Raw genomic sequence first — 25,052 nt, 5'->3', positions numbered from 1 at the left:
GGGCGGGATACGCTCGGCGGCGATGAGCACTGACCAGCCCGCGCCCTCCAAGCCTCGCGTCGCCATCGTGTTCGGCGGCCGCTCCTCGGAGCACGCCGTGTCGTGCGCCACCGCAGCAGGGGTGATGCGGGCCATCGACCGCGATGCCTACGACGTGATCCCGATCGGGATCTCGCGTGACGGCCACTGGGTGCTCGCCGACGGCGACCCGCGCTCGCTCGAGCTGACGTCCGACAGCACCCCCGAGGTCGCCCCCGGAGGGGCTGCCGTGGTGGTGCCGCTGGCCACCACCGACCGCACGCTCACGACGCTCGAGCCGCAGCAGATCCCCGAGTCGCTCGGGGAGGTCGACGTCGTCTTTCCGTTGCTGCACGGGCCTTTCGGCGAGGACGGCACCATCCAGGGCATGTTCGAGATGGCCGACATCCGCTACGTGGGGTCAGGGGTCTTCGCGTCGGCTGCCGGCATGGACAAGCACTACATGAAGGTCCTGTTCGCCGGGGCCGGACTCCCGGTCGGTCCGTATGTCGTGATCACCGACTCCCAGTGGCGGCGCGACAAGGCGGCCGCGATGGACCCCGTCGGCGCGCTCGACTACCCGGTGTTCGTCAAGCCGTCACGGGCCGGCTCGAGCATGGGGATCTCGCGCGTGTCGTCTCCCGAGGCGCTCGAGGCGGCGATCGAGTTTGCCCGCGAGCACGACCGCAAGGTCATCGTGGAGCAGGGCATCGTCGGTCGCGAGATCGAGTGCGCCGTCCTCCAGGGCCGCGGCACCGATGCACCCCGCGTCTCGCACGTCGGCGAGATCGAGGTGACGGCCGAGGGTGGACACGAGTTCTACGACTTCGAGGCCAAGTACCTCGACGACGGAGCGGTCCTGTCCTGTCCCGCCAACGTGCCTGACTCGATCTCGGCCGAGGTGCAGCGGCTGGCCGGGGCGGCCTTCGAGGCGCTCGGCTGTGAGGGGCTGGCTCGGGTCGACTGCTTCTACACGGACACCGGAGACGTGGTCATCAACGAGATCAACACCATGCCCGGCTTCACCCCGCACTCGATGTACCCCCAGATGTGGGAGGCGACCGGGCTGCCCTACCCCCAGCTGATCGACGAGCTGATCCAGCTCGCCCTCACCCGGCCCGTCGGCCTGCGCTGAGGAACGTGGCGGCCGACGTGAGTCGGCCGCGCCGAGGCACACCCGGCCCACTGCCTGCCCCGCGCTCACTCGGGGAGTGAGCGCGGGATCAGGCACTGACCAACGAGTCTCGCTACGGTGCGGGACGAAGACGCTCCTGCCGTGGACCGGGACGGTTGCCTGCGATGTCACGCCATCTCGGGAAGGGTCACGCCATCTCGGAAGGTCACGCCATCTCGGGAAGGTGGAGGTGAGCGAGCACTACCTCCATCTCCATGACGTCGTCGACGGTTGCGCCGAGGTCCCTGCTGGCGGCCTCGCGGATGCGGGCAGCAGCCTCGCGGCTGGCATCGAGGTGCTCGCGGCGCTCGAAGGTGATGGTGCCCACTGCACGACCGGTCTCGCGGCTGATGAGCAGGCTGCCGCTGCAGAAGCCTTCGAGCTCCTGGGCCTTGGGGAGAACGGCCATCCTGAAGACGTCGGCGGCGCGGTCGGCGTGGTCAGCCATCCCGCTCAGCCAGGTGACGCGAGCGCAGGCGCCGTCCGGCATGGCGTGGTCGCGGTGGACGACAGCGACCTCCCAGGTCTCGACGGTGCTGCGGCTGGCGCCGAAGGCCTGCTCCGCCGCATCGCGCAGCGGGCGCACCTTGTCGGCGCTGTCCCGCATCGAAGCCTCTGACTCCCAGGACGACGTGGCGATGCAACGGCTGGACCCGCGGTCCGCGAGCAGCGACATCCCGACACAGCCATCCATTCCGGTGATGACAGGGGTCACGTCGTCACGGACGGAGGCGATGCCGGCGTCGATCTTGGAGGGGTCTGCCTGGACGGTTGTGGTGCGTGCATACACGACGAAACTCCTCTGTTCGGGGCAGCACCCCGACGGCGCCACCGTCACCGACAACAGTCCTCCGGACTCCGATCAGGGGCAAGAGTGATCGGTGCGCCGTCGGGCCGGGCCGCTGTGGCAGCGAGGAGCGACCGGACGCCGAACGTCCGCAATCGGGGGTATTTTGCCGGCATGTCTGACTTCACGACCAAGGCGCTCACGCCGGCGACGTTCGACGACTTCGCCGCTCTCGTCGAGCGGAACAAGGGCATGTTCGCCAACTGCTGGTGCACGTGGTTCCACCCCGAGGACCGTGATCCGGACAGCACCATCGAGGACAACCGGGCGTTCAAGAAGCGCCGCGTGGACGAGGGGATCGCGCACGCCGCCCTGGTCTACGACGGCGACCTCGCCATCGCCTGGGCGGAGTACGGCACACCGGAGGAGCTGCCCGGCATCCACCACCGCAAGGAGTACCTCGCCACGGCCGAGCGGCTGCCCGACTACCGGGTCACCTGCATCCAGGTCGAGAAGGTCCATCGTGGCAAGGGCCTGGCGTCGGTCGCACTGCGGGGAGCCGTCGAGCTCATCGCGCAGGCCGGCGGAGGCGTGGTCGAGGGATACCCGCACGACACCGGCGGGGTGCGGAAGAAGAACTCGTCGTTCCTCTACAACGGGACCCGGACGATGTACGAGCGGGAGGGCTTCACCTACGACCGGCCCAAGGGCCTGGGCAACTGCGTGATGGTGCGCGAGGTGGCCCCGAGCCCCCGCGACTGAGGGGTCAGAGCTCCACGAGCCGCGTCATGACCGCACTCCGCGGCCGCACCCCGCGAGTGGAGGTCAGGGGTCCTTCTCCAGTCGTCGACGCACCACCCGCCGACGCAGGGTGGGCGAGGCCACGACCTCGTAACCGGCCTCGAGGAATATCTGCACCAGCCCGACCGACGCCTCGTCCCAGATCACGGTCTTGCCCGGTGGTGGCTCGATCGGGTAGCCCTCCAGGATGCGGGCGCCGACCTGCTCGCCGTACTCGACGGTGGCTGCGGCGAGCTCGTAGGTGAGCCCCGACTGGCGCCAGCCCTTGCGAACGACGAAACAGGTGACCGACCACACGCCCCCGAGCTCGGGGTCCATCCGCATCCACGGCTGCTTTCGGCTCCACAGTCTGGGGTAGTTCTCCCGGGGCTCGACGGCGACCCAGCCGGCCGCTTCGCCGTCGACGTACCCGATCAGCCCGGACGTCGGTCCGGTGCTGCCGCACGCGGTCTGTTCCAGCAGGGCGGCATCCCTCTGCTCCTGCGTGGTGTCGCGCCAGATCCACCCTGGCACCTTCATCGCCTGGCAACGGCACTTGCTGGCGCCCCCTGAGCCGAACACCGCTTGGACGTCATCGCTCGTTGCCTGGTTGGCCGGCAGCCACGTGAAGTCGGGCATTCGGGGTCCCCTGTCTCGAGCCGCTGTCGGAGGTATGCCCGCGATGGTGTCAGACGGCGCGGGACTGCGCCGTTTGCATCTGCTGGTGGAGCCATCGCGGTGCCATGGTGTCTGCGTGAACCGACCGTTGGGAGAGGAAGCCTCTCAAGCCTCCGACGGATTGCGGGCAAGGGTGCGCACGCCATTGGGGAGAGCCTTGGTCCTCGCCATGCTCACGTTGCTCGTGTGCGACGTCGTCGGTGGCTTCATTGCCGTCGCAACGGGGGTCGATACGTGGGGCCACGCATGGGGCTTCGACACCGAGTCCACGGTGCCGCTCCCAGTCGGCGTGGTGCAGCTCGCCCTGGCTTGGTTGGCCGGCCGCAACGTGCGGCCTCGTGTTGGTCTCACCGCGGCCGTGCTACTCAGCGCGTTCTGCCTGACCAGCCTGTTGTTCGGGTCGTTCGACGGCGACCTCAGGGGCAACATCGCGTCCGCCGGGTGGGTCTCCTGGGGAGTGGTCTGGGGATTCGTGCTGCTCGTGGTCACTGGGGTCGTCGGTGTGCTCGCCGCGGCCCAGGCAAGGCGGCTGAGCCAGCACCGCTGAGGGCCTCAAGTGCAGGTCGGCAGCTGGGGGCCTGACTCGAGCGACCCGGTTGAGATCTACCGGTTCATATAGACCCACGGCCTTCCGCCGCGTGGGGGTGGCCTTCTACTACTGTCGTTGGCGCGCAGGTAGACGGCCTGCCCAAAGGGGGCAACACATGTCGCACTCGTCGGTGTTGTACGTGGACTTCGACAATCTCATCATCGGCTTGAACGAGACGGATCCCTTGGCGGCAATCGAGTTTGCCTCCGACCCGGCGGGGTGGCTCACCAAGCTTCTGAGCCGCGCTGCTGACGACGGCGTCCGCAGATGGCTGGTTCGCCGCTGCTACCTGAACCCCAATGGGTTCATTGCAGACTCGAGCCGTCTGGACGAGCGCGGTCGGCCGAGCCGCATCTACTTCTCTCGACTGCGGGCTTTGTTGACGAGCGCTGGGTTCGAGGTGGTCGATTGTCCGGCCTTGACTGCGAGGGGCAAGAATGCGGCGGACATCCGGATCGTCCTGGACGTCGTGGACGCGCTCGACGCGGCTGTTCCCTACGACGAGTTCGTCATCGTGTCCAGTGACTCAGACTTCACCCCACTGATGCACCGCCTTCGGGCGGCGGACCGCCGGGTCGTCGCGGTGGCAGCGGAGACCTCCTCGTCTGCCTATCTCAGCGTGGTCGACAACGTTCTCACGACCGGCGATCTACTCGGCCTCATCAACTCGACAATTGTCGAGCGAGCGACACAAAGCGTGGCCGAAGCGTCCACGGCTGGTTCGGATCGTGCCGGGGACGCAACCTATGGCGACCTTCAGAGACAGTTCGAGGAGTTCCTGCGAAACGCCTACAGCGATGCTTCCGCCCCACTGAACCTGGCAGCCCTGGCCAGCGAGGTCAGGGACGCCGTGGGCGATGTGCCCCCGGACTACTTCGGGGCGGGGAGCTTCACCGCGGCGCTGGCGAGGATCGGTCTCGAGGGGGCAACCTTTGGACAACTCTTCGTTTGGGATCCCGCCCGACACACCCCACCCGCCGAACCGAAGGGCGACCAGCTGGCAGGTGCCCCTCAAGCCGTGCGACAGGTGTCGGCCGTGACAGGTCTGCCACGCCTCTCGACGGCGGACTGGGAGGCGCTGCATGACGTCCTGGCCACCTATGCCAGGACGCAGGAGTGGAACCTGATCGAATCGACCAAGTGGACCCGTGACCGGCTGGTTGACCAGGGGCAGCCGATCGGTCGTCTTGCGATCGGCTTCGTCGTCAAGGCGCTCTCAAGGACCACGGCTCCGCTCAGCCGCATCCCGGCGCCCACCGCCGGCGAAATCGCTGGAGCGTTGTCGTCCTCCATCATCGCTCGCGCGGCCGAAGCGGGCCTCGTGCTGTCCGACGATGAAGCGTCCGAGTTGGGGAAGTGGATGTCCGTGCCTGCAGTCGTCTCTCAGGTGGAATGACGGTTTCGGTCCAGCATCAGTACCCCGAGCCGTTTGTCCGGAAGGCCGGAACTTGCCGGATTTTCAATGCCTCCAACGAGGTTCGTGGCCGTTGACGCCCGGGGCACGCAGCGGGAGACTCCTTGGTGAGGGGCAATGGGAGGACCGATGTCCTGGAATCTGGCTGGAAGCTATGTCGAGACGTGTTCGTGCGAGCTCATGTGCCCGTGCAACCTGTCTCTCGATCACGGAGCCACCTACGACTTCTGTCGCGTGACGCTCGTGTTCAACATCCGCGAGGGAGCCGTCGATGGCACCGACATCTCGGGATGCAAGGTCGCGCTGATCGCCGACACCCCCAAGGTGATGACCGAGGGCAACTGGCGCGTGGGCGTCTTCGTCGACGACAGCGCGACCGACGCGCAGTTCGACCAGCTCGTGCAGGTCTTTGGTGGCCAGCTGGGTGGGCCCATGGCGGGTCTCGCGCCGCTGATCGGCGAGATGTTGGGCGTCGAACGCGCCACGATCGTCGTCGAGGACGATGGTCTGCGACACAGCGTCCGCATCGGCGACGCCATCGACTTCGAGATCGAGGACATCGTGCCGTTCGGGGTGGAGTCGGGGGAGCCGATCAAGTTCTCCGGCATGTTCCACCCGGTCGGCTCGGACCTCACCATGGCCGAGGCCAAGCGGTCGCGGATCAGCGCCTTCGGCATCGAGTACGAAGGGAAGACCGGGCTGTCGAAGTCGGACTTCGCGTGGACCGCCTGAGACGATGACCGACATCACGTCGGCGGCTCCACCAGCCCGCGGGGGTCTACGTCCTGCGCTCGTGGCCAGCCGCGCGCACTGGGGGCTGGTCGTGCTGCTCTTCGCCCTCGCCGGCGTCGCGTGGTGGTGGACGGTCGAGCTCATGCGCGGCATGGACAACGGACCGTGGACGGCCCTCGGCACGTTCGGCTGGTTCCTCAGCGTGTGGGTCGTGATGATGGCCGCGATGATGTTCCCGTCGGTCGCGCCGACGATCGCCCTCTACGCCAAGATGAGCGGAAGGTCGCGCCTGAGGCCATTCGTCTTCACTGGCGGTTACCTCGTGACCTGGGCTGGCGCCGGCGTCGTCGCCTTCCTGGTCGGGGGAGCGGTGAGCCGGCTGGCGGGAGGGGGGCTGTCGTGGGACCGCGCCGGGCGCCCCATCGCCGGAGCCGTGTTGGTCTTGGCTGCCGGCTACGAGCTGACCCCGCTCAAGAACGTCTGTCTCGGCAAGTGCCGGAGCCCGCTCGGCACCCTGCTCGGGTCATGGCGCGGCGGCTGGTCGGGCGCCCTCTGCATGGGCGCCACCAACGGCGCATGGTGCGTCGGGTGCTGCTGGGCCCTGATGGCGTCCCTGTTCGCGCTGGGAGTCATGAGCGTGGTCTGGATGGCAGTCGTCGCAGGCTTCATCGCGGTGGAGAAGCTGCTGCCGTGGGGGCGAACAGCCACGTACGGCACGGCCCTCATCCTGTTGGTGCTGGGAGTGCTGGTCCTCGTGGCGCCGGACGCGGTCCCCGGTCTGATGGTCCCCGGAAACGACTCCATGTCGATGACCTGAGGGCGGAGCCGACGCTTGTCCACGACGGTGACCGTGAGGAGGGCCGCGATGAACACGGTGGCAGGTCAATGCTCGAGACGCGTCTGGGTCGGTTCGGCCCTCTGCTTGGTCCTCCTCGGCACCGGTTGCGCTGGTGAGGAGAGTCCGACGAACCCAACCAGCAGGGCCGCCACAGCCACGAAGCCCGCGTCTCCGTACACGGGTTACCCGGACTCCGTCGCGGTGATCGGCCACTCGGCAGTGACGGGCGAAGGCACCCAGCCGGGCGGCCAGGAGGTCAAGGCCAACTCGTGGGCCACCGGCAGCAATCCTGAGGTGAACAGCATCTACCGTCGCCTCCTGCACGCACACCCTGCGATTGCGGGCCACGCCGTCAACTTCGGCACGGGGGGCGCCGACGTCGAGTCGCTTGCCGGGCAGGCTGAGGGGCTGATCGCGCAGGACCCACAGCCTGAGCTGGTCCTCATCGCGACCCTTGACGCGGACATCGCGTGTCCGGCCACCCAGGGCGACTTCGCTGCGTACGGCGAGGCCATCGGGAAGGTCCTCGAAGACCTGTCCACGAAGATGCCCGGCAGCCGATTCTTCATCACCACCCAGATCAGCACACCCAGTCGCGATGCCGCGGTGTACTCACGATCGGAGCGGGCACGCGTCGGGGGCACGGGTCCGTGCGCCTTCCTCGACCCGGAAGGCAACGTCGTCCCCACGGAGCTCAGACGGCTCGAAGCCGCGATCGCAGGATTCAAGACCCAGCTGACGAAGGCCTGTTCGCGCACCGACCGCTGCAGCACCGACCAGACCGGCCGGGGCTGGAGCATCCGTCGATCCGACTACAGCGACGACCTCAACCATCTCGACCTGAGTGGCCAGGCCAGATGGGCCGAGTACGTGTGGAGCCTGCTCCAGGAGGCCACCCTCGTCCCCGCCCACTAGCCGAGGTCGGGTCGTCGCTCACCGCGTCCGAGGGTTCTGGCCCGTTGCGGAGTCATCCGTTCGGCTTCGATCGACCCGGGATTGACGCAGGTGCAACCCGGTTGGGGCCTACGCTCCCTCCGTGACGCATCCACCCGGCAGCCGTGCAGCCCTGGCGCCCGCCACGGGCCGGCGAGCCGTGGTGGTGGCGGCGCTCCTCGCCTTGGTCGCCAAGCTCGCGCTCGCGGCCAGCACGGGCGGGACCCAGGACATGGGTGCCTGGAAGGCGTTCGCCGACGGGGTGCGTGAGCAGGGGCCGGTGGGGGTGTACGCCATCGACTTCTCCACCCGCGACGTCACGCAGTACAACCATCCGCCGCTGGTCGGGTACCTGCTCGAGGCCCTCGCCGCCTTGGAGCGCATCGGCGTGCCCCTGCAGTTCTCCCTGCGGGCGACGACCGCGATCAGCGATGTCGTGGGTGCGCTGGTCCTGTTCGAGATCCTCCGGCGACGCAAGTCGGTGGCAGCGGCGACGGTCGCAGGGATCGCCCTCGCGGCCAGTCCCATCCTCCTTCTGGTGTCCGGTTACCACGGCAACACCGACCCCCTGATGATGACGTTGCTCTGGCTGGGGGCCTTCCTCCTGGTCGACCGGCGGATGGCGGTGCTCGGCGGCATCGCCCTGGCGCTCGCCATCAGCGTGAAGCTCGCCCCGATCGTGGCGCTGCCGACTCTGGCGGCGTGGCTCCTGGGACGTCGGGAGCTTCGCCTCCTGCTTGGCGCGGCTGCCGGCTTCGTCGCCACCATCGCACTCGTCTGGGGGCCAGCCCTCGTGTCCGAGTGGGACGGCGTGCGGACCAACGTGCTCGGATACGCGGGGGTTGGTGACCGCCCATGGGGGCTGGTGAAGATGCTGGATGTGGTCAGTCTCCCCACGATGTCGGCCTGGTTGATCGGGCCGGGGCGTTACGCGATCCTCCTCGGCTGTGCGCTCGTCCCGGCCGTGCTGGTCTGGACCAGGCCGCGGGCCGCCATGGAGTGCGTTGCCCTCAGCCTCATCGCGTTCCTCGTCCTCTCACCTGCCTTCGGCGTGCAGTACCTTGCCTGGGCCGCCGCGGCCACGCTGGTCCTCCGGGCCAGGATCGCGCTCGTCTACAACATCCTCGGCGGGCTGTTCCTCTTCGCCGTGTATGCCGACTGGAACCACGGCCTGGACTGGAGCGGCGTTGCCAACGGCCAGCCGTTCAGGCCGATCGAGGTCATCGCCGGCGGAGTGTTGTGGGCGATCCTCGTCGTGGTGGTGTTCATCGGGCTACGCCGCGTCCTCGCCGCCGGGGCGGGCGAGGTCGGGGATCAGTCGCAGTTGCGGCCGTTGGTGGGCAACGCCTTCGCGGCCGGGCCGAACGCGGGGAGCAGCAGCGGCTCGGGTGCGTAGGCGTGGGGGATCAGGACCTCGATCGCCGGCTCTCGTCCGTAGGTCATGAACCGCACCCCGTCACTGAGCGGCTCGACGACCCAGTAGATGCCGTCGACGTCGAGGCACTCCTTGTCGGTGGGGCCGAGCGCGGGCCAGCCGCAGGTGGCGATGATGGCCGGGTCGCCCCAGGCAGCCGCGTCACCCTTCACGCCGCCGTTGGCGTCGACGCCCCGTCCCTCCTGACCCCCGACCTCGGCCGGCCACTGTGCGGTGGCGGGCTCGCACTCCGCCGTGTGCTGCGGAGGAAAGACCTCGACGAGGCCGGAGCACGCAGACAGCAGACCACCGGCCACCCCGAGGACGAGGAGGCCGGTGGTCGTGGTGCGGACTGGGCGCGCAGCCCTCAGGCGGGCAGCGCGACGCACGTCGGTCGAACGCTCAGACGTGGACGACGGTGCAAGTCAGGGTGCGGGTGATCCCCGGCACGTCCTGGATCTTGGCGATGACGAGCTTGCCCAGCTCGTCGACGGTGTTGGCCTCGACGCGGGCGATCACGTCGTAGGGACCAGTGACGTCCTCGGCCAGGACCACACCGGCAATACCGGCAATGGCCTCGGCAACGGACGCCGCCTTGCCGACTTCGGTCTGGATCAGGATGTAGGCCTGGACCACCACGTGGCACCTCACAGTTCTGTTAAAGGGTTCCGCTGTTGAAAGGCTCAGCTGTTCAAAGGTTCAGCTGTTGAGCAGAACGGATGTTCTTGACGGACGAGTGCGGTACTGCCGAGACCATGAGTCCCGGAGAACCACGCGGCCGGGGCGCACCTCGGCCACGCCAGACGCTACCGTGCCCGTGTCCCGCCCGTCTCCCCCGACCCGTCACGAGGAGGTCAAGTCATGGTCACGTCCGCCCGCACCCTGGCTGACGTCTCCGAGTCCGAGCTCCTGCGCGAGATCTTTCCGTTCTTCCCTCCGTCGGCAGCACTGTCGGTCGGGCCCGGCGACGATGCAGCAGTCCTGCGCACCGGCCCCGCGACCGTGGCCACGACCGACTCGATGGTGCGGGGCCGTGACTGGCTCGACGAGTGGTCGACGCCGGGCGACGTGGCGACCAAGGTCCTCACGCAGAACCTCGCCGACGTCGCCGCCATGGGCGCGACGTCGACCGCGATCCTCGTGTCGCTGGTGGCGGAGACTGCCACGCCGCTCGGCTGGGCGGTGGAGTTCGCCCGGGTGCTGGGGGAGCGGGCCTCCGCGGCCGGAGTCGTCGTCGCCGGCGGCGACCTGTCCTCGGCCCCGACCGGTGTCCTGCTGGTGTCGGTGACCGCACTGGGCGACCTCGGCGACCGCAAGCCGGTGCTGCGCAGCGGCGCTCGCCCCGGGCACGTCGTGGCCGTCAACGGCACCCTCGGCCGCTCAGCGGCCGGTCTGGCGTTGCTCCAGGGTGGCGCCGACCCGCTGACCGTCGCGGACGGCATACCTCGCTCGTGCCTGGCTCACCACCTGCGTCCGGTTGCGCCGCTGGCGGCCGGACCAGAGGCTGCCCGCGCCGGCGCCACCGCGATGATCGACCTGTCTGACGGGCTGCTGCGCGACGGTCACCGCGTCGCCGAGGCGAGCGGCGTGCGCCTCGCGCTGTCCCCGACGGGCCTCCTCGACGACTACGCGGCCCTCGAGCCCGTCGTCGGCGACGCCGCGTGGGAGTGCGTGCTCGCCGGGGGTGAGGAGCACAGCCTGCTCGCGACCTTCCCGGGGTCTGTCCCCGACGGCTGGCGCACCATCGGCGTCGTGGAGGCCGGCGACGGCGTCACCTTCGACGGAGCCGTCCAGCAGCCGCGCGGCTGGGATCATTTCGGGGGCTAGCAGGAGATCGATACCTCCGGGCGTAGCAGGAAATCGATACTTCCGGGCGTAGCAGGAAAATCGATACTTCCGGGGCTAGGGGGCATGAAAGAAGCCGACCTCCCGGTGGGAGATCGGCTTGTTTCGGTATGCCGCAGGGGCAGGGTCAGCGCTTGACCTTGCCGGCCTTGAGGCACGAGGTGCAGACGTTGAGACGCTTCGGGGTCACGCCCGCGTCGCCCACCAGCGCCTTGACGCGCTGGATGTTGGGGTTCCAGCGACGCTTGGTGCGGCGGTGCGAGTGCGAAATGTTGTGACCGAAGCCCGGTCCCTTGCCGCAGACATCGCAGTTGGCAGCCACGGGTGTTCTCCTGAAATCGATTGGTACAAGAATGGGGTGGTCCGTGGAGTCTCCTCGCGCGGGCACAGGCCAGCGACGCAGAGGTCCACGGGAACCGGTCAAGCGTAGCCGAGGTGTGGCGCAACGGCCAAAACGGGGCCGCTGACGGAGTCTGCGGCTAGCCTGCCACCGTGCTCGAAGCCCTCACCGCCGTGGACGCGAGGCGATGGGCCGTGCTCACTCGCGCCGCCTTCGCCGCCCGGCGGGCCGAGATCGACGCGCTCAACGTCTACCCAGTCCCGGACGGCGACACCGGCACCAACCTCTACCTCAGTCTCGACGCCGCCCTCGACTCGGTCCGCACCGAGCACGAGAAGGCCGGCATCCTCGGGGCGGCCACCCTGGAGCAGGAGTGCTCGGCGCTGGCCCGCTCGCTGCTGCTGACCGCGCGGGGGAACTCCGGGGTCATCCTCAGCCAGCTCGTGCGCGGGTTCGCCGAGGCGATCGCCGAGTCGGGGCAGGACCGGGCCGGCGCCGACACCATCGCCGACGGCCTCGAACGCGCCAGCCAGCGGGCCTACGCGAGCGTCACCCACCCCGCCGAGGGCACGATCCTGACCGTGGCTCGGGCGGCTGCCGCTGCTGGCGCGGCCGCAGTCGACCGCGGGCTCGTGGCGGTGGCCGAGGACGCCCTCGACGCCGCGACCGAGGCACTGCGGGCCACCACCGCCCAGCTCCCGGCGCTGGAGCGAGCCGGCGTGGTCGACGCGGGCGCGGCGGGCTACCTCCTGCTGCTCGAGGCGCTCGCACGGGTGGTGCACCAGGACGGCACGCACGTGGGTGAGCGCATGGAGGTGTTCGCGGACGACTCGATGCGCCGCCGCGAGGACTGGAGCCAGGTCGGCGGGGTGGTCGAGCCGATCGGCGCCACCGGGGGAGCGCCCACCGGGGAGGGCGACTTCGTCCTTGGCGGGCCGGCATACGAGGTGATGTACCTGCTGCGCGACACCGACGAGGAGCGGGTGGCCACCCTCACGTCGACCCTCGACGGGCTCGGCGACTCGCTGCTGGTGGTCGGGGGGCCCGACCTGTGGAACGTCCACGTCCACGTCGACGACGTGGGTGCGGCCGTGGAGGCGGGGATCGACGCCGGTCGCCCCTACCGCGTGCGGGTCACCCATTTTGATGTTGGGGGTGGTCGTGCCGTTCACGGTGGTGGCCAGGGTCAGATCGGTCGGGCGACGCCGGCGGCCACGGTGGCCGTCGTGGCGTGTGCGGCAGGTCCGGGGCTGGCCGCGGTGTTCGAGGAGGCGGGTGCAGTCGTCGTGTCCAGCGGACCCGGACATCGTGCTTCGGCGGGCCAGCTCCTCGACGCCGCCCGCGCGGCGCATGCCCTCGAGGTCGTCGTCCTCCCCAACGACGGCGACACGGTGATGGCGGCCGAGGCGGCAGCCAGCGCCGCCGAGCAGGAGGGCCTCACCCTCCACGTGGTCCGCTCACGGACCGCAGTGCAGGGACTGGCGGCGCTCGCCGTCTTCGACGCGACGGCCTCCGGCTCCCGCAACGCCGCGCAGATGTCGCACGCCGCCGCGGCCACCCGTCACGGGGCTGTGGCCGTCGCCAGCAAGCAGGCCCTCACGAGCGCCGGCCCCTGCGAGGCCGGCGACGTGCTGGGTGCCGTGGCCGGTGACGTCGTCATCGTGGGGTCCGACCTCGAGGACGTCGCCGTCGAGGTGGTGGCGCGGCTGCTGAGCAGCGGCGGCGAGCTCGTCACCGTGATCGCCGGTGCCGACGCGCCCGAGGGCCTTGCCGAGGCCCTGGGGGCGCGGATCGAGCGGGGACACCGCGACGTCGAGGTCAGCGTCATCGACGGGGGCCAGCCGCACTACCCGCTGCTGCTCGGGGTCGAGTAGGCGTGGTCGACGAGCGCACCAAGCTGGACAAGCTGCTCGGCGTGCGGACCGCAGGCAACCTCGCCAAGCACCGTGACCTCGTGACGGTCGGCGACCTCCTCGAGTTCTGGCCGCGTCGCTACCTCGAGCACACCTCCGACCTGTCCGACCTGCACGTCGGGAAGTACGTCGTGGCCGTCGCCGAGGTCAAGACCGCCGTGACGCGGCGCATGCAGAAGCGACGCGGCGAGATGCTCAACGTGACCATCACCGACGGCCGCAACGAGGTCGACATCGCGTTCTTCAAGGCGTGGGGGCACAAGGACGCCCTCGTCCCGGGTGTCCGCGCGGTCTTCGCGGGTGAGGTCGGCCTGTACGGCCGGAGGTGGCAGCTCACCCACCCCGCCTACCAGCTGGTCGAGGGCGACCTCGGCGTCGCTGCCACCGACCGGGGTCCGATCCCCGTCTACCTCCAGGTCAAGGGACTGCAGAACTGGACCGTCGCCGAGTGCGTGCGGATCGTCTTCGACCACCTCGAGGACGTGCCCGAGCCGTTGCCTGCCACCCTGCGCAGGCGACACGGGCTGCCCGGGCGGCTCGAGGCCCTGCGCGGCATCCACGTCCCCAGGGCCTTCCCCGAGGTGCCGCGGGCCAGGCAGCGGCTGCGCTACGAGGAGGCGCTGGTCTTCCAGACCCTCCTCGCCCAGCGGCGGGCACGGCAGGCTGCTGACCGCACGGTCGCGCGCACTCCGCGGGAGGGAGGGCTGCTCGCGGCGTTCGACGCCCGACTGCCGTTCGAGCTGACCGACGGGCAGAAGGCGGTCGGTGCCACCCTGGCCGAGGAGCTCGCCAAGGACGTGCCGATGAACCGCCTGCTCCAGGGCGAGGTCGGGTCGGGCAAGACGATCATCGCGCTGCGGGCCATGCTCGCGGCGGTCGACTCCGGTGGCCAGGCGGCCCTCCTGGCGCCCACCGAGGTCCTGGCGGCGCAACACCACCGGTCGATCACGCAGATGCTGGGCGACCTCGCTGAGGGAGGCTTGCTCGGGGGCAGCGCCATCGGCACGCGGGTCGCACTGCTGACCGGCAGCCAGGCCACGGCGGCACGCCGAGACAACCTCCTGCAGGCAGCCAGCGGCGATGCCGGCATCGTCATCGGGACGCACGCGCTGATCCAGGAGAAGGTGCAGTTCCAGGACCTCGCGCTGGTCGTCGTCGACGAGCAGCACCGGTTCGGTGTTGAGCAGCGAGATGCCTTGCGGGAGAAGGGATCCCAGCCCCCTCATGTGCTTGTCATGACGGCGACACCCATCCCGCGCACCGTCACCATGACGGTCTTCGGCGACATGGAGACCTCGACCCTGGCCGAGCTCCCGCGCGGTCGCTCACCCATCGCGACGCACGTCGTGCCGGCCGACCGGGGAGGGTGGGTGCAGCGCACCTGGGAGCGAGTCGCGGAAGAGGTGCGCTCGGGTCGACAGGCGTACGTCGTCTGCCCGCGGATCGGCGACGGCGACTCCCAGGCCGCCGGCTCTGCGGCGGGGACGGCTGACGAGGAGGAGATCTCCGACGTCGTCGCCCCCGGGGACGACGACGGCGACGAGCGCGAGGTCGCCGCACCGCCGCGCGAGATGGCGAGCGTGTATGCCGTGGAGGCGACCTTGCGTGCCAACCCCGCGCTCGAGGGGCTCTCGATCGCGGTCCTGCACGGCCGGATGGCCCCCGAGGACAAGGACGCCGTGATGAGCGCATTCACCGCGGGTCGCATCGACGTCCTGGTCTCGACGACCGTCATCGAGGTCGGGGTCGATGTCCCCAACGCCACGGTCATGGTCGTCGTGGACGCCGACCGGTTCGGCGTCTCTCAGCTCCACCAGCTGCGCGGGCGCGTCGGGCGTGGTGTCCACCCCGGGCTCTGCCTGCTCATGACGTCGTCCGAGGCGGAGGCGTCGGTCGAGCGCCTCGAGGCGGTGGCGGCCACCAACGACGGCTTCGAGCTGGCCCGCCTCGACCTCGAGCTGCGTGGCACCGGTGACGTCCTCAGCGGCCGGCAGAGTGGGGGCGGCCGGTCCGGACGGGCGATGGGTCGGGGGAGCTTCCGGTTCCTCTCGCTGGTGCGCGACGAGGAGGTCATCCTCCAGGCGCGGGAGGACGCCGCCGAGCTGGTGGCGGCCGACCCAGAGCTCACGGATCACCCCGAGCTGGCGAAGGCCGTCGCGGAGCGGGTCGACGCCGAGCAGGCAGCCTTCCTCGACCGTGGCTAGTGCTACGACACTGCTCGCCCGGAGCGAGCAGTGTCGTAGCACCGCGCCGACGCCGCCTTAAAGAGGGGCGCGGTTGGCCCGCGGCGCAATACGCTCGACGGATGCTGCTCTCGCATGACGATCAAGGTTCTGGTCCCGCGGTCGTGCTGCTGCACGCGGGGGTGGCCGACCGCAGGATGTGGGACGCCGTCACGCCGGCCCTGACCCACGCGTTCCGGGTGATCAGGCCCGACCTGCGGGGCTTCGGCCAGACCCCGCAGCCGCCCGGGCCGTACGCGGACGCCGACGACGTGGACGCCTTGCTCGACTCGCTCGGGGTCGTCGATGCCGCAGTCGTGGGGTCGTCGTTCGGCGGGCGTGTGGCGATGGAGCTGACCACGCTGCACCCGGCCAGGGTGTCCTCCCTGGTCCTCATGTGCACCGCCTATCGGGGGCTGGAGCCGACCGAGCTGGTGAAGGCGTTCGGCGCCGAGGAGGGCCGGCTGCTCGAGGCCGGGGACGTCGACGGAGCGGTGGCGCTCAACGTCGACACGTTCCTCGGCCCCGAGGGCGATGCAGCGGCGCGGGCCCTCCTGACGCTGATGCAGAAGCGGGCCTTCGACGTGCAGCTCGCTGCCGACGAGGCCGACCCCGGCCCCGAACCGCGCCGGGTCGACGTGGATCCCACGACCATCGCCGTGCCCACGGTCGTGGTGTCGGGAGCCCACGACCTCGACCACTTCGTTGAGGTGGCCGCGCTGTTGGGCGAGCAGATCCCGGGCGCGGAGACGGTCGAGCTCGACTGGGCCGGACACCTGCCTGCCCTCGAGCGCCCGGACGCCGTGATCGCGCTGCTGCTCGACGTGCTCCGCGACGACCCGACGGTGCACGCACCCTGACCCACGCCACTGCTACCTTGCCGCCGTGACGCGCATCATCAGCGGCCGCGCCGGAGGCATGCGGCTCGCCACCCCGGCCGGCTCCGGCACCCGGCCCACGAGCGACCGCGTCCGGGAGGCGCTGTTCTCGCGCCTCGAGCACCTCGAGGTGCTCCTCGGCGCGAGAGTCGTTGACCTGTATGCCGGTTCAGGGGCTCTCGGTCTCGAGGCGGCCAGCCGAGGAGCCGCGACCGTGCTGCTCGTGGAGTCGGACAAGGCCGCCGCCAAGGTGACCCGACAGAACGCCGACACCCTCGGCATACCGGGAGCCACGGTGCGGCACGCCACCGTGCAGCGCGTGCTGGCGACGCCGCCCTCAGCGCCGCAGACCCTGGTCTTCCTCGACCCGCCGTACGAGCTCAGCGAGGAGGCGCTCACCGCCGACCTCACGGCGCTGACGACGGGTGGTTGGCTCGCTCCCGACGCGCTCGTGGTCGTCGAGCGTTCGGCCCGCTCACCGGAGCCGGCCTGGCCCGAGGCCCTGGAGCGCGAGGGCGAGCGCCGTTACGGCGAGACGAAGATCTGGTTCGCTGGGCCACGCACCCCTGATGTCGTCGCCTGACGCCTGACGACGGACGACGGACGACGCAACGACGGACGACGCAACGACGCACGACGCAACGACGCACGACGCAACGACGCACGACGCAACGACGCACGACGCGACAGAGCCCGACCGCACCGCGGTCGGGCTCTGTCAGTGTTCCGGGTCGGTCAGACCGCGGGGGAGGTGGGCAGGAGGCTGAACTGCACCCCGCCCGTCTCGTCCACCGCGGCGTCGAGCACCTGGTCGCCCAGGGCGACGGCGGCGGTCTCGTCGAGGTAGACCTTCGCGCCGTCCTGCTCGACGACGGCGTCACCGGGCAGCGCCTGCTCGGCGGTGGTGACGGTCAGGCCGCCGGAGTCGACGCCCTCCTGGCTGAACCGCAGACCAGCGTCCTCGGTGCTGAGGTTCTGGTCGACGAGGGTCTTCACGATCGTGCTGGCGTTCTCGGTCAGGGTGAGCATGGGGGCTCTCCTTCTGTGCCAATGAGTCAGGCGTCGAGGTCAGGACCCCTCCACCGTGTCGCACCCAGCGCAGGGACACCAAAACGGGCGTCCGATGGGTGGGACCAGCCGTCTCACCGAGCCCCGAGATGTGACATCAGCGCAGGTGGGAGAGGGTATGGGCATGACGACCTACGAGATCCCCCGCCCCATCGACGGCGACGTCGTCGAGCTGATCCTCGACGACCACCGCCTGTTCGAGGCCCTCCTGCGAGACCTGCGCGATGCCACGGCCGACCGCGAGACCGCGCGCGAGACGCTGTCCAGCGTGCTCATCGCCCACGGCGAGGCCGAGGAGGAGAAGGTCTACAGCCAGCTGAAGAGCAAGCGCGCCATCACCGCCCACGAGGCCGAGCACGGCGAGGAGGAGCACGCCGAGGGCAACGAGGCCCTGCTCGCGCTCCTGGAGTGCAAGGGCACCGACACCCAGAAGTTCGACCACGCGGTCGAGGCGCTCGCCAAGGCCCTCAACCACCACATCGGTGAGGAGGAGCAGACGATCCTCAACCCGGCCCGTGAGGACGTGTCGGAGCAGGTCCGCCAGGACCTCGGCGTCGCGTGGGCCGCCCGCCGCAACGAGCTGCTCGACGAGGGTGCCGGGTCGATCACCAACGTCCGCAAGATCGTCGCCCGGGCGCACCAGGAGGGCCTCCTCCCCGCCGACGAGGAGGAGGACGAGTAGCCGGCAACGGAGTTCGACGGGGACAGCCGCGCTGCTAGCGTTCCCGTGTGAGCAGCGCTGAGACCACGCAGGCCGGGCCCGTGCAGGTAGGGGCCCGGCGGTGTGTGTGCCCCGGCTCCTACGACCCGGTGACGCTCGGTCACACCGACGTCATCCGGCGGGCGGCGGCCCTCTACGACGAGGTCGTCGTCGCCGTCCTGCACAACCCGGCCAAGCGCGGCACCTTCACCCCCGAGGAGCGGCGCGACCTCATCCTCGACTCGTGCGTCGACCTCCCGAACGTGCGCGTCGAGCTGTTCGCCGGCCGGCTGCTGGTGGACGTCGCGCGTGAGGTCGGGGCGAGCGCGATCGTCAAGGGACTGCGGGGTGGCACCGACTTCGCCTACGAGCTGCCGATGGCCCTGATGAACCGTCACCTCACAGGGATCGAGACCGTCTTCCTGCCCGGCGACCCAAGCCTCGAACACATCTCGAGCTCGCTGGTCAAGGAGGTCGCGACCCACGGTGGCGACATCTCCGGGCTGGTCAGCGATCGCGTCCGGGACGCGCTGCTGGCGCGCCTGCTGGAGCGGTGACCTGACCTCGACGGACCCCCGGACGCCCCGCTTCCGGCCCGACATCGAAGGGCTGCGCGCCGTCGCCGTCCTGCTGGTGGTGCTCTACCACGCAGGCCTGCCGCTCCCGAACGGCTTCCTCGGGGTCGACGTCTTCTTCGTCATCTCCGGTTTCCTCATCACGGGCATCCTGGTGCGGGAGCTCGTCACCACCGGCACGATCAGCTGGGCCCGGTTCGTCGGCCGGCGGATCCGGCGGCTGCTCCCCGCCGCGATCCTCGTCCTCGTCGTGACCGCGCTGGTCGCGTGGTTCGTCGTGCCCGGGCTGCGGCGCCGCGACATCGGCACCGACGTCGCCGGGGCCGCGCTCTACGTCGTGAACTGGGTGTTCGCCCACCGCGCCGTCGACTACCTCGCCTCCGACAGCATCCCCTCACCGGTACAGCACTTCTGGTCGCTCGCCGTCGAGGAGCAGTTCTACGTCGTGTGGCCGCTCGCCCTGATCGCACTCGCCGTGGTCATGAAGCGGCTGGGCCGCCGAGCCGGGGTGGGGGTCGTGGGTGGGCTCCTCGCCGCCATCGCGCTGCCCTCCTTCGGGTATGCCGTGTGGCTGGGTCACGTCGACCCAGACCGCGCGTACTTCGTCACCACCACCCGCGCGTGGGAGCTCGGGGTGGGTGCGGCGCTCGCGGTCTGGTGCGCCGGCAGGGAGCCGGCCACGCGGCATACCGAAGGGCTTGTGGGCGCGGGAACAGGGACCCGCACTGTCGCGTGGGCCGTGCTCGGCTGGGCGGGGCTCGCCGCTGTCGTCGGGTCGGCGGTCTGGCTGCCGGCCGGTGCGACCACGCCCGGACCGTGGACGCTGGTCCCGACGGTGGGAGCCGCGGCGGTGCTGCTCGCCGGCTGGTCAGGTGCCCCGGGCGGACCGGTCCGGGTGCTCGGCAGTGCCCCGATGGTCTGGGTCGGGGGGCTCTCGTACTCGATCTACCTCTGGCACTGGCCCTCGCTGGTGCTGACCGAGTGGGCCCTCGACGGCATCACGACGACCCAGCGGGTGCTGGTCCTGGTGGTGTCGTTGCTGCCCGCCTGGGCGAGCCACCGGTTCCTCGAGAGCCCGATCCACCACAGCCGGGCGCTGGCCGCGCGCACCCGGCCGGTGCTCGCCCTCGGCGTCGCCCTGTCGGCCGTGGGCGCGCTGGCGGCCATCCCGCTCGTCACCGCTGAGTCGCCCTTCCGCACGACGCCGATGGCCGGCGCCAGACCGTCGGTCGACACCTTGGGCGCCACGACCCTCTCGTCACCGCCGAGCACTGACCCCGCGAGGTATGCCGTCGACGACTGGGACTGGCTCACTCCCGACCCGCAGCTCGCCGGCACCGACCGCCCCGCCGCCGACGTCGACCGCTGCCAGGTGGACCGGTTGGTCGAGGAGCCGGTGGCGTGCGAGTTCGGCGTCGCCGACGGCCCGACCACGGTGGCCCTGGTGGGTGACTCCAAGGCCATGCAGTGGCTGCCCGCGCTGGAGCGGCTGGCTCCTGCCCGTGGCTGGCGGATCGTGACCTACGGCAAGTCCTCCTGCGCGCTGGCCGCCGGCCACGCCCAGAACGAGGGCCGGCCCTACCCGGCCTGCGACGAGTGGAACCGGCGGGTCGCCGACCGGTTGCGCACGGACCCGCCCGACCTCCTCCTCACCTCCGGGTATGCCGCGTCGGCCTGGGACGGCGCCCACGCCACCCGGGCGGCCCTGGTCTCCGGGCTGGCAGCCCGCTGGTCGCAGCTGCGCGAGGCCGGGGTGTCCGTCGTGGTGCTGGGGGACAGCCCGCTGTCGCCCGACGACCTCGACGTGTGCACCGCCCGCCACCCCCACCAGCTGAGCCGGTGCGCCTTCGACCGGGCTGCAGCGGTGGCCGGGAGCGGGCTCCCCACCCAACGCGAGGCGGCGGCCTCGTCAGGCACCCCGCTGGTCGACCTCACCCCGTGGATCTGCCCGGTGGAGGAGTGCCCCGTGGCGATCGGGAACGTGTCGATCCACCGCGCGGGTGACCACCTCACGGCCACCTACGTGCGGACCCTGGCCCCCGTGCTGGGGGAGGCGCTGGTGCGCGCCGTCCCGTCAGCTGTGCCACGCTGAAGCCCGCCGGCTGGGACGGACCGGGCCGGGCGGCATACCCGCGCATTTGGGGGAGTGGCCCGTGCTCCGGTAATCTCGTGCGTCGGTCTTGTCCTCGCCCGAGGTGAAGTCCGAGTCACTCGACGTCTGCTGGAGCCATGGAACACCTGAACCCCCGATCGCCGCTGGTCTTCGACACCACGGACCTCGGTCGGCGACCCGGTTCCATGGAACGCCTCCAGCGCACCGTCGAGGCACCTGCCGACTTCGGCACGGGCGTCATCGCGGTCCCGGAAGGGGCCCCGATCGAGCTGGAACTCCGGCTCGAGTCCGTCGTCGAGGGCGTGCTGGTCACCGGCTCGGCCCGAGCCACGGCAACCGGCGCCTGCGTGCGGTGCCTGGATCCCGTCAGCCACGAGGTTGTCGGACACTTCCAGGAGCTGTTCGCCTACGCCGATCGCGCGGCCCACCACCGTGAGGTGGGCGCGGACGACGACGAGACCGAGGAGCACGTGCTGGAGGGCGACCTGTTCGACCTCGAGCCCGTGCTCGTGGACACGGTGGTGCCTGCACTGCCGTTCCAGCCCGTGTGCCGGGAAGACTGTCCGGGTCTGTGCTCCGAGTGTGGAGCGCACCTGGCGGACGACCCCGACCACCACCACGAAGTGCTTGACCCCCGGTGGGCCGCGCTCAGCGCGCTGTCCCCCGACACCACCCAGAGCAACACCGAAGAGAAGAGGAACTGACGTGGCTGTCCCCAAGCGGAAGACGTCGCGCTCCAACACCCGTTCGCGTCGTGCGAACTGGAAGGCGACGGCGACCACGCTCACCACGTGCCCGCAGTGCAAGGCTGCCATGCAGCCCCACATCGCCTGCCCGTCCTGTGGCACCTACAAGGGCCGTCACTACACGCCGGCCGAGCGCACCGAGCACCAGGGCTGAGCCGGTCTGAACCTCGCGTGAGTACCCCTCAGTCCCCCATCGGGGACAGCGCGATGCAGCGGCCCGTCGACGGCTTCGTCCAGCACCTCACCGAGGTGGTGGACGGAACGATCGACGAGTCGCTGCTTCTGCGTGCCCTCACGCACCGGTCGTACGCGTACGAGAACGGCGGACTGCCCAACAACGAGCGCCTCGAGTTCCTCGGCGACTCGGTGCTGGGGCTGGTCGTCACCGACACCCTCTACGCCACCCACCCCGACCTGCCCGAGGGCCAGCTGGCCAAGCTGCGCGCCGCGGTGGTCAACATGCGTGCCCTCGCCGATGTCGCCCGCACCCTGGGCCTCGGCGACCACGTGATGCTGGGGCGTGGTGAGGAGAGCACCGGGGGCCGCGACAAGGCCTCGATCCTCGCCGACACGATGGAAGCCGTCATCGGGACGGTCTACCTGTCGTGCGGCATGCCCGCGGCGGCCCGGCTGGTGCACCACCTGCTCGACCCGCTGATGGCCGCCAGCGCCACCCTCGGCGCCGGGCTCGACTGGAAGACCAGCCTCCAGGAGCTGTCCGCCGCCACGGCCAAGGGCGTGCCCGAGTACCGCGTGGACGAAGAGGGCCCCGACCACGAGAAGACCTTCCACGCCCGCGCCGTCGTCGGCGAGGAGGTGCTGGGGGCCGGCAGCGGCCGCTCCAAGAAGGAAGCTGAGCAGCGCGCCGCCGAGCTGGCCTGGCGGGCCCTGACGGCCCGCGCGGGCGACCTCACCGGTGCCGGCGACCCCATCGCCTCGGCCGACGAGGATGCCGTGGCGGGCTCGCCCTCCTAGGCGAGCACCCGGCATACCCGACGTCAGTCGGAGCCGGCCCGCAAGGGTGTCGGGCCCGCATGCTTGAGTTGCCCCATGCCTGAGCTGCCCGAGGTCGAGGTGGTCCGTCGTGGTCTGGACGACCACGTGGTCGGGCGCACGATCGCGGACGCCGAGTTCCGCGGCGAGCGCGTGGCCCGCCGGCACCTGCGCGGCCCGCTCGACCTCACCGCCCAGCTCGCGGGCAACCACGTCGAGCAGGCCCGGCGACGGGGGAAGTACCTCTGGCTGGTGCTGCGCGCGCCCGACGGCCACCGGCACGGGCTGATCGCCCACCTGGGCATGAGCGGGCAGCTGCTCGTCGAGGCGGCCGACGCGCCGGAGGAGAAGCACCTGCACGCGCGGTTCACCTTCGCCGACCGCGGGCCGGAGCTGCGCTTCGTCGACCAGCGGACGTTCGGGGGGATGGCGTTGGCCGAGCTGACCGACGACCTGGTCCCCGAGACGATCGCCCACATCGCGCCCGACCCGTTCGAGGCGGGCTACGACCGGGCCGCCGTCGTCCGTCGGATGAAGTCCCGCGACTCCGCGGTGAAGCGGGCGCTGCTCGACCAGACGCTCGTCGCTGGGATCGGCAACATCTATGCCGACGAGGCCCTCTGGCGGGCGCAGGTGCACGGCGAGCGGCTCTGCTCCTCGCTCACCAAGCCGACCCTGTCACGCGTGCTCGACCATGCCCACGACGTGATGCTGGCGGCCCTCGGCGAGGGCGGGACGAGCTTCGACGCCTTGTACGTCAACGTCAACGGGGCGTCGGGCTACTTCGACCGGTCGCTCCACGCGTACGGGCAGGAGGGTCGTCCGTGCGACCGCTGCGGCACCCTGATCCGGCGCGAGGCCTTCATGAACCGCTCGTCGTTCTCGTGCCCGCGGTGCCAGCCGCGCCCCCGGCCACGGCGCGGCTGACAGCAGGGGCCCCGGGGTTGTACAACTGAACCGAGAGGGTGGTGCAGATGGATCACAACGGTCCGGCCAGGGCAGTCGTCTGGGTGCACGGTCGGGTGCAGGGTGTCGGGTTCCGCTGGTGGACCCGCGCGCGGGCGCTCGAGCTCGGCCTCGTCGGCCATGCCCGCAACGCCGGGGACGGCCGCGTCGAGGTGGTCGCGCAGGGCGACGAGGAGCGGATCCGTGAGCTGGTCGCGCTGATCGAGGAGCGACCCTCCCAGCACCTGCGGCCGGGCGAGGTCCAGCAGTGCGTGACCACGTGGGGTTCTCCCAAGGACGGGCTGGTCGGGTTCGTGGAGAAGTGACCGCCTCGAGCAGTCACCGCGTCGAGCAGTGACCGCGTCGAGAAGTGATCGCGCCGGGAAGTGACCTGACCGGGAAGTGACCTGACCGGGAAGTGACCTGACCGGGAAGTGACCGGGTCGCGAGTGAGCGTGGTTGCGGCAGTTTGCCCACTGCGGCATTGACCGGCTGTGGTCCGGATGTCACCCTGAGAGATGCCCGGACGTGAAGCCGGATGAGATGCCGGAACGGGCACCCGCAGGACGCGACCCCCACGTCTGCGGAGAAGGAGTCGACATGGCCAAGGCCCTGGTGGGCTATCGCGTGGCGTCTGACCCGCGACTGATGCTCGAGACCATCGAACTGCGTCGCCGGGTGCGGGACCTCGAGTTCCTCGTCGACAGACTGCAGCGCGACAACGACAAGCTGCGTGAAGATCTGAGACACCCCGACGCCGTCGCAGCCGGCGTGCCTACGATTGCCGGGTGAGCTCGACCGCATCGACGCCCGGTTCGTCCCGTTCAACTGGTTCGACCCCTGACGATCTGCTGCGCCTTCGGGCGAGCATCGACAACATCGACGCGGCCCTGATCCACCTGCTCGCCGAGCGCTTCAAGTGCACCCAGCAGGTGGGTGAGCTCAAGGCCCGCGAGGGTATGCCGCCCGCTGACCCCACGCGCGAAGAGGCCCAGATCGCGCGGCTGCGCGACCTCGCCGACCAGGCCGGGCTCGACCCGACGTTCGCCGAGAAGTTCCTCAACTTCGTGATCGCCGAGGTCATCCACCACCACGAGGCCATCGCCGGCTCCTGACCCTGCGCACTTCTGGCCACTGGTGTCGCACGTGGTGCTCATTCCGGGGGTCTGCTGCCGCACAGCTGGCCAGAAGTGGGGAAAGGGAGTGGCGCGGCATACCTCTGGAGCCACTTGTGTCACACGAGGCACAGGCAACGCAGGGCGGCGGAAGGTGCCGGGACCACGCGCGGACCGCGGGTAGGGTGGCCCACGCACAGACCGCCCAGGCAGACAGCAAGTCAGGCCACCCCGCATCTCAC

General features: G+C 70.4%; 30 protein-coding genes. 23 read left to right on the top strand and 7 right to left on the bottom strand.

The window, feature by feature from the left end:
* Window positions 1-22 precede the first annotated feature (22 nt).
* Window positions 23-1,153, top strand: a complete 1,131-nt coding sequence (locus ACXJKD_RS05320; RefSeq protein ID WP_457253389.1) for a D-alanine--D-alanine ligase family protein — start codon at window positions 23-25, stop codon at window positions 1,151-1,153.
* Window positions 1,154-1,358: 205 nt separating this feature from the next.
* Here the strand turns inward: ACXJKD_RS05320 and ACXJKD_RS05315 are convergent, their stop codons facing one another.
* Window positions 1,359-1,982: an antibiotic biosynthesis monooxygenase gene (locus tag ACXJKD_RS05315; RefSeq protein WP_457253388.1), complete on the bottom strand. Its 624-nt coding sequence runs from the start codon at window positions 1,980-1,982 to the stop codon at window positions 1,359-1,361.
* Window positions 1,983-2,153: 171 nt separating this feature from the next.
* On the opposite strand from ACXJKD_RS05315, the gene ACXJKD_RS05310 reads away from it, so the two are divergent.
* Window positions 2,154-2,741 (top strand): GNAT family N-acetyltransferase, encoded by a 588-nt coding sequence (locus ACXJKD_RS05310; protein WP_457253387.1) that lies wholly within the window; start codon window positions 2,154-2,156, stop codon window positions 2,739-2,741.
* 63 nt (window positions 2,742-2,804) lie between these two features.
* Here the strand turns inward: ACXJKD_RS05310 and ACXJKD_RS05305 are convergent, their stop codons facing one another.
* Window positions 2,805-3,398 carry a GNAT family N-acetyltransferase gene (locus ACXJKD_RS05305; RefSeq protein ID WP_457253386.1) on the bottom strand — a complete coding sequence of 198 codons (594 nt, stop codon included), beginning with the start codon at window positions 3,396-3,398 and terminating at the stop codon, window positions 2,805-2,807.
* A 208-nt stretch (window positions 3,399-3,606) separates the two neighbouring features.
* Here ACXJKD_RS05305 and ACXJKD_RS05300 point away from each other — a divergent pair, with 208 nt between their 5' ends.
* The 6 genes from ACXJKD_RS05300 to ACXJKD_RS05275 all read left to right on the top strand — a co-directional run bounded on the left by ACXJKD_RS05300 (window position 3,607) and on the right by ACXJKD_RS05275 (window position 9,339).
* Entirely contained in the window at window positions 3,607-3,984 is a 378-nt protein-coding gene (locus tag ACXJKD_RS05300) for a hypothetical protein (RefSeq protein WP_457253385.1), read from the top strand.
* A 157-nt stretch (window positions 3,985-4,141) separates the two neighbouring features.
* Window positions 4,142-5,422: an NYN domain-containing protein gene (locus tag ACXJKD_RS05295; RefSeq protein ID WP_457253384.1), complete on the top strand. Its 1,281-nt coding sequence runs from the start codon at window positions 4,142-4,144 to the stop codon at window positions 5,420-5,422.
* 135 nt (window positions 5,423-5,557) lie between these two features.
* Window positions 5,558-6,172, top strand: coding sequence for a DUF1326 domain-containing protein (locus ACXJKD_RS05290; protein WP_457253382.1), 615 nt, complete (start codon window positions 5,558-5,560; stop codon window positions 6,170-6,172).
* 4 nt (window positions 6,173-6,176) lie between these two features.
* The gene (locus tag ACXJKD_RS05285) at window positions 6,177-6,989 is read left to right on the top strand and encodes a DUF2182 domain-containing protein (protein WP_457253381.1); all 813 of its coding nucleotides are present in this window, start codon (window positions 6,177-6,179) and stop codon (window positions 6,987-6,989) included.
* Window positions 6,990-7,211: 222 nt separating this feature from the next.
* A complete protein-coding gene (locus ACXJKD_RS05280) occupies window positions 7,212-7,925 on the top strand; it encodes a hypothetical protein (protein WP_457253380.1) in 714 nt (237 codons plus the stop codon).
* Between the two features lie 121 nt (window positions 7,926-8,046).
* The gene (locus tag ACXJKD_RS05275) at window positions 8,047-9,339 is read left to right on the top strand and encodes a glycosyltransferase 87 family protein (protein WP_457253379.1); all 1,293 of its coding nucleotides are present in this window, start codon (window positions 8,047-8,049) and stop codon (window positions 9,337-9,339) included.
* Here the strand turns inward: ACXJKD_RS05275 and ACXJKD_RS05270 are convergent.
* Together ACXJKD_RS05270 and ACXJKD_RS05265 are read right to left on the bottom strand one after the other, a co-directional pair.
* On the bottom strand, window positions 9,258-9,746 hold the full coding sequence (locus tag ACXJKD_RS05270) for a hypothetical protein (RefSeq protein WP_457253378.1): 489 nt from the start codon (window positions 9,744-9,746) through the stop codon (window positions 9,258-9,260). The genes ACXJKD_RS05275 and ACXJKD_RS05270 overlap by 82 nt on opposite strands.
* 13 nt (window positions 9,747-9,759) lie before the next feature.
* Window positions 9,760-9,993 carry an Lrp/AsnC family transcriptional regulator gene (locus ACXJKD_RS05265; RefSeq protein ID WP_056884115.1) on the bottom strand — a complete coding sequence of 78 codons (234 nt, stop codon included), beginning with the start codon at window positions 9,991-9,993 and terminating at the stop codon, window positions 9,760-9,762.
* A gap of 225 nt (window positions 9,994-10,218) precedes the next feature.
* On the opposite strand from ACXJKD_RS05265, the gene thiL reads away from it, so the two are divergent.
* On the top strand, window positions 10,219-11,184 hold the full coding sequence (thiL, locus tag ACXJKD_RS05260; RefSeq protein WP_457253377.1) for a thiamine-phosphate kinase: 966 nt from the start codon (window positions 10,219-10,221) through the stop codon (window positions 11,182-11,184).
* 145 nt (window positions 11,185-11,329) lie between these two features.
* Here the strand turns inward: thiL and rpmB are convergent, their stop codons facing one another.
* Window positions 11,330-11,524 (bottom strand): 50S ribosomal protein L28, encoded by a 195-nt coding sequence (gene rpmB / locus ACXJKD_RS05255; RefSeq protein ID WP_056922510.1) that lies wholly within the window; start codon window positions 11,522-11,524, stop codon window positions 11,330-11,332.
* A 170-nt stretch (window positions 11,525-11,694) separates the two neighbouring features.
* Between rpmB and ACXJKD_RS05250 the strand changes: the two genes are divergently transcribed.
* The 4 genes from ACXJKD_RS05250 (at window position 11,695) to rsmD (ending at window position 17,138) form a co-directional block, all read left to right on the top strand.
* Window positions 11,695-13,416 carry a DAK2 domain-containing protein gene (locus tag ACXJKD_RS05250; protein ID WP_457253376.1) on the top strand — a complete coding sequence of 574 codons (1,722 nt, stop codon included), beginning with the start codon at window positions 11,695-11,697 and terminating at the stop codon, window positions 13,414-13,416.
* A 2-nt stretch (window positions 13,417-13,418) separates the two neighbouring features.
* Window positions 13,419-15,659 (top strand): ATP-dependent DNA helicase RecG, encoded by a 2,241-nt coding sequence (locus ACXJKD_RS05245; protein WP_457253374.1) that lies wholly within the window; start codon window positions 13,419-13,421, stop codon window positions 15,657-15,659.
* Window positions 15,660-15,760: 101 nt separating this feature from the next.
* Window positions 15,761-16,537 carry an alpha/beta fold hydrolase gene (locus tag ACXJKD_RS05240; RefSeq protein WP_457253373.1) on the top strand — a complete coding sequence of 259 codons (777 nt, stop codon included), beginning with the start codon at window positions 15,761-15,763 and terminating at the stop codon, window positions 16,535-16,537.
* A gap of 25 nt (window positions 16,538-16,562) precedes the next feature.
* Entirely contained in the window at window positions 16,563-17,138 is a 576-nt protein-coding gene (rsmD, locus tag ACXJKD_RS05235; RefSeq protein ID WP_457253371.1) for a 16S rRNA (guanine(966)-N(2))-methyltransferase RsmD, read from the top strand.
* On the opposite strand, the gene ACXJKD_RS05230 is transcribed toward rsmD, so the two are convergent.
* Both ACXJKD_RS05230 and ACXJKD_RS05225 read right to left on the bottom strand, forming a co-directional pair.
* Complete coding sequence (locus ACXJKD_RS05230) at window positions 17,081-17,245, bottom strand: pentapeptide repeat-containing protein (RefSeq protein ID WP_457254159.1); 165 nt, start codon at window positions 17,243-17,245, stop codon at window positions 17,081-17,083. The genes rsmD and ACXJKD_RS05230 overlap by 58 nt on opposite strands.
* Before the next feature lie 45 nt (window positions 17,246-17,290).
* On the bottom strand, window positions 17,291-17,584 hold the full coding sequence (locus ACXJKD_RS05225) for a hypothetical protein (protein WP_457253370.1): 294 nt from the start codon (window positions 17,582-17,584) through the stop codon (window positions 17,291-17,293).
* A 163-nt stretch (window positions 17,585-17,747) separates the two neighbouring features.
* Here ACXJKD_RS05225 and ACXJKD_RS05220 point away from each other — a divergent pair, with 163 nt between their 5' ends.
* The 10 genes from ACXJKD_RS05220 (at window position 17,748) to ACXJKD_RS05175 (ending at window position 24,810) form a co-directional block, all read left to right on the top strand.
* Window positions 17,748-18,305: a hemerythrin domain-containing protein gene (locus tag ACXJKD_RS05220; RefSeq protein ID WP_457253369.1), complete on the top strand. Its 558-nt coding sequence runs from the start codon at window positions 17,748-17,750 to the stop codon at window positions 18,303-18,305.
* Between the two features lie 47 nt (window positions 18,306-18,352).
* Window positions 18,353-18,880 (top strand): pantetheine-phosphate adenylyltransferase, encoded by a 528-nt coding sequence (coaD, locus tag ACXJKD_RS05215; protein ID WP_457253368.1) that lies wholly within the window; start codon window positions 18,353-18,355, stop codon window positions 18,878-18,880.
* A complete protein-coding gene (locus ACXJKD_RS05210; RefSeq protein ID WP_457253367.1) occupies window positions 18,810-20,990 on the top strand; it encodes an acyltransferase family protein in 2,181 nt (726 codons plus the stop codon). The genes coaD and ACXJKD_RS05210 overlap by 71 nt, the downstream gene beginning before the upstream one ends.
* Before the next feature lie 137 nt (window positions 20,991-21,127).
* Window positions 21,128-21,715 (top strand): YceD family protein, encoded by a 588-nt coding sequence (locus ACXJKD_RS05205; RefSeq protein WP_457253366.1) that lies wholly within the window; start codon window positions 21,128-21,130, stop codon window positions 21,713-21,715.
* A gap of 1 nt (window position 21,716) precedes the next feature.
* Window positions 21,717-21,911 carry a 50S ribosomal protein L32 gene (rpmF, locus tag ACXJKD_RS05200; protein WP_056922518.1) on the top strand — a complete coding sequence of 65 codons (195 nt, stop codon included), beginning with the start codon at window positions 21,717-21,719 and terminating at the stop codon, window positions 21,909-21,911.
* Window positions 21,912-21,964: 53 nt separating this feature from the next.
* The gene (rnc, locus tag ACXJKD_RS05195) at window positions 21,965-22,732 is read left to right on the top strand and encodes a ribonuclease III (RefSeq protein ID WP_457254158.1); all 768 of its coding nucleotides are present in this window, start codon (window positions 21,965-21,967) and stop codon (window positions 22,730-22,732) included.
* Between the two features lie 75 nt (window positions 22,733-22,807).
* Entirely contained in the window at window positions 22,808-23,677 is an 870-nt protein-coding gene (gene mutM, locus ACXJKD_RS05190) for a bifunctional DNA-formamidopyrimidine glycosylase/DNA-(apurinic or apyrimidinic site) lyase (RefSeq protein WP_457253365.1), read from the top strand.
* A 47-nt stretch (window positions 23,678-23,724) separates the two neighbouring features.
* Window positions 23,725-24,021 (top strand): acylphosphatase, encoded by a 297-nt coding sequence (locus ACXJKD_RS05185; RefSeq protein ID WP_457253364.1) that lies wholly within the window; start codon window positions 23,725-23,727, stop codon window positions 24,019-24,021.
* 274 nt (window positions 24,022-24,295) lie between these two features.
* A complete protein-coding gene (locus ACXJKD_RS05180) occupies window positions 24,296-24,487 on the top strand; it encodes a hypothetical protein (RefSeq protein ID WP_457253363.1) in 192 nt (63 codons plus the stop codon).
* Window positions 24,484-24,810, top strand: a complete 327-nt coding sequence (locus ACXJKD_RS05175; RefSeq protein ID WP_457253362.1) for a chorismate mutase — start codon at window positions 24,484-24,486, stop codon at window positions 24,808-24,810. Before ACXJKD_RS05180 ends, ACXJKD_RS05175 begins: the two co-directional genes overlap by 4 nt.
* Window positions 24,811-25,052: the final 242 nt, after the last annotated feature.

It is taken from the genome of Pedococcus sp. P5_B7 (genome assembly GCF_054049895.1).
This window is presented reverse-complemented; position numbering and strand designations above follow the sequence as displayed.

Bases quoted from the DNA above. Each gene is read 5' to 3' on its own strand.
- ACXJKD_RS05320 (WP_457253389.1), top strand. From the start codon at position 23: ATGAGCACTGACCAGCCCGCGCCCTCCAAGCCTCGCGTCGCCATCGTG.
- ACXJKD_RS05310 (WP_457253387.1), top strand. From the start codon at position 2,154: ATGTCTGACTTCACGACCAAGGCGCTCACGCCGGCGACGTTCGACGAC.
- ACXJKD_RS05305 (WP_457253386.1), bottom strand. From the start codon at position 3,398: ATGCCCGACTTCACGTGGCTGCCGGCCAACCAGGCAACGAGCGATGAC.
- ACXJKD_RS05300 (WP_457253385.1), top strand. From the start codon at position 3,607: ATGCTCACGTTGCTCGTGTGCGACGTCGTCGGTGGCTTCATTGCCGTC.
- ACXJKD_RS05295 (WP_457253384.1), top strand. From the start codon at position 4,142: ATGTCGCACTCGTCGGTGTTGTACGTGGACTTCGACAATCTCATCATC.
- ACXJKD_RS05290 (WP_457253382.1), top strand. From the start codon at position 5,558: ATGGGAGGACCGATGTCCTGGAATCTGGCTGGAAGCTATGTCGAGACG.
- ACXJKD_RS05285 (WP_457253381.1), top strand. From the start codon at position 6,177: ATGACCGACATCACGTCGGCGGCTCCACCAGCCCGCGGGGGTCTACGT.
- thiL (WP_457253377.1), top strand. From the start codon at position 10,219: ATGGTCACGTCCGCCCGCACCCTGGCTGACGTCTCCGAGTCCGAGCTC.
- ACXJKD_RS05240 (WP_457253373.1), top strand. From the start codon at position 15,761: ATGCTGCTCTCGCATGACGATCAAGGTTCTGGTCCCGCGGTCGTGCTG.
- ACXJKD_RS05225 (WP_457253370.1), bottom strand. From the start codon at position 17,584: ATGCTCACCCTGACCGAGAACGCCAGCACGATCGTGAAGACCCTCGTC.
- ACXJKD_RS05220 (WP_457253369.1), top strand. From the start codon at position 17,748: ATGACGACCTACGAGATCCCCCGCCCCATCGACGGCGACGTCGTCGAG.
- ACXJKD_RS05205 (WP_457253366.1), top strand. From the start codon at position 21,128: ATGGAACACCTGAACCCCCGATCGCCGCTGGTCTTCGACACCACGGAC.
- rnc (WP_457254158.1), top strand. From the start codon at position 21,965: ATGCAGCGGCCCGTCGACGGCTTCGTCCAGCACCTCACCGAGGTGGTG.
- mutM (WP_457253365.1), top strand. From the start codon at position 22,808: ATGCCTGAGCTGCCCGAGGTCGAGGTGGTCCGTCGTGGTCTGGACGAC.
- ACXJKD_RS05185 (WP_457253364.1), top strand. From the start codon at position 23,725: ATGGATCACAACGGTCCGGCCAGGGCAGTCGTCTGGGTGCACGGTCGG.
- ACXJKD_RS05180 (WP_457253363.1), top strand. From the start codon at position 24,296: ATGGCCAAGGCCCTGGTGGGCTATCGCGTGGCGTCTGACCCGCGACTG.